At 48.6% G+C, this 2,245-nt stretch carries 2 protein-coding genes; one reads left to right on the top strand and one right to left on the bottom strand.

Translation table 11 applies throughout. The annotated features are described in order from the left end of the window. The first annotated feature begins 77 nt into the window (after positions 1 to 77). The gene (locus BZG79_RS14360; RefSeq protein WP_077774742.1) at positions 78 to 1,106 is read left to right on the top strand and encodes a Gfo/Idh/MocA family oxidoreductase; all 1,029 of its coding nucleotides are present in this window, start codon (positions 78 to 80) and stop codon (positions 1,104 to 1,106) included. A 142-nt stretch (positions 1,107 to 1,248) separates the two neighbouring features. Here BZG79_RS14360 and chrA read toward each other — a convergent pair. Continuing rightward, positions 1,249 to 2,245: chromate efflux transporter (gene chrA / locus BZG79_RS14355; RefSeq protein WP_077774741.1), on the bottom strand; the 997-nt coding region annotated here is incomplete at its 5' end.

The raw sequence follows: 2,245 nt of genomic DNA, 5'->3' as shown, positions 1-2,245 counted from the left end.
GATCTTGCACTTAGATTGATTGGCGTGTCGATGTCCGATAAAGTGCTGATAATACATCGTCAATGCGAGTACGCTTTATGATAAAAACAGCTTTGGTCGGTTTTGGCTTTTCTGCCAATACATTTCACGTTCCTTTTTTGAGTGCAATCTCTGAGTTCGCTATTTCAGCTGTTGTGTCCAGTAAACCCGAACAAGTTGCACAGCGATTGCCTAAAGCGGCTTGCTTTGACGACCTCAACACTTTACTCACTCAACAAACCCCAGATTTGGTGGTGATTACTACCCCCAACCACCTCCATTACCAACACGTTAAACAAGCATTAGAAGCCGGTTGCCATGTCTTGGTAGAAAAGCCTTTTGTGACCAATAGCCGTGATGGTCTCGAGCTAGCGGCGCTGGCCAAGCAAAAAGGCTTGGTGTTGTGTCCTTACCACAATCGACGTTGGGATGGGGATTTTCTCACCCTAAAAGGGTTACACCTAGCAGGTGAGCTTGGCGACATCAAAGTCATGCATTCCAGCTTTAATCGCTACCGCCCAGAAGTCCGCCAACGTTGGCGCGAATTGCCAGGTGAAGGCAGCGGAATTCTCTATGACCTCGGCTCTCATTTAATTGACCAAGCCCTCCATCTTTTAGGGGAACCGGATGCGGTATCCGGCACCTGTCGTGCGCTACGCCCTAGCAGCGAAACGACCGACTATTTTCAAGTGACGCTGCATTACCCAAACACAGAAGTAATTTTATCCTCCAGCCCTTACCGTTCAGGTACCACCGAACGCTTTGTCGTCCAGGGTGAAAAAGCGACCTTCAGTACCGTAGGGTTAGATATTCAAGAAGAGCAACTACGCGCGGGTTTGATGGTAACTGTCTCTGGTTTTGGTGAGCAAGCGTATCAAGGGATGCTCGAAGTTGGTGACAGCGTCACTCCTGGTCCTCTCACCCTTGAAAACGGCCAATATCACCGCCTGTTCGATGGATTAGCAAAGGCAATTACCGATAACCAACCCTCGCCTGTTTGCCCAATTTCTGCAAGCAAAGTCATCTATGCTATTGAGCTGGCACAAACAGCCTCCGACACAGGCACTCGCCAACCTTGGCAGTTATAAGGCTGCAGTTTATAAATTAATTAAAAAGCTGAGCCACATGAGCGATGTGACTTAGCTTTTTGCTTTACAACATATAAAGTTATAGTGCGCTAAGTGCTAAAAAGTAGCCCAGACACAGCTGGGCCACAAAGTATGGCGCGTATTAAGCGAGAGTAAACTGGTACACCATCATTAATAGGAGTAACCAAAACACCGAAATTCGCCATTGAGTTAATGCCACTAAGCCAAGCGCGATGGGCACTAAATCCAAAGGTTTTGTGTAGGCGGAAACCCATACGGGTTGATACAGCGCGGCGGCGAGTAACCCCACGACACTGGCATTAATGAGGCTGATAGCCCCGGCCAAGCGAGGCTGAGTTTTAACCGCCTCCCAAATCGGCAAAACACCGAACATAAGTAATGCACCAGGCAAGAAAATCGCAATCGTTGCAATGATACTGCCCCAAATGGGAGCTAACCCTTCAACACTGGCACCCAGATAACTCGCCATGGTGAACATCGGCCCCGGCACTAGCTGAGCCGCCGCATAACCTTCAATTAACGCCGAATCAGTGACAACGTCACCGACAATAGGCTCGAGCAATGGTAAAACCACATGCCCGCCACCAAAGACAAAACTGCCCGCTTGGTAGAACAGATTAAACACCTGTACCCATAAGGTTTGATTAAACAGCCAAGGTACTGTGAGCAATAGTAAAAAAAGWCCCAGGATCACGCTACTGCGGCGCCACGCAATGTTAACTGGTGCATGATGTGATTGGGGCTTCGCAAACCCAATAGCTCCTACAATGCCTGCAATGACAATGGGAAGTACTTGATATAATACGCCTGATGGCGTTAGCAATAGCCATAACGTTGTTGCCACCGCCATTGTCCCAGTCGCTAACGAGCCGATAAATTTTCGGCCCATTGAGACAGTAGCATCAATCACTACCACCACCGCTAATAATTTGGCTGCGCTAATGATGCTTGCGACCCAATCAGAAGCTTGCGCACTGCTGTTTAATACCGCCGCCGCTGTCAACAAAACAAAAGAAGGCAAGGTAAACGCGACAAATGCGCAAAACGCACCTAAATAACCCGCGCGTTGATAGCCAATATACATACCGAGCTGACTGCTTCCTGGGCCAGGTAGAAAC

The organism is Salinivibrio sp. MA427 (genome assembly GCF_001996115.1).
In the GTDB taxonomy this organism is placed as follows: domain Bacteria; phylum Pseudomonadota; class Gammaproteobacteria; order Enterobacterales; family Vibrionaceae; genus Salinivibrio; species Salinivibrio costicola.
Note: the sequence above shows the minus strand (reverse complement) of the source record. Positions and strands in the feature narration are given on the sequence as shown.

What these genes read in the sequence shown, in the direction of transcription:
- BZG79_RS14360 (WP_077774742.1), top strand. Translation starts at nt 78, where the DNA reads ATGATAAAAACAGCTTTGGTCGGTTTTGGCTTTTCTGCCAATACATTT.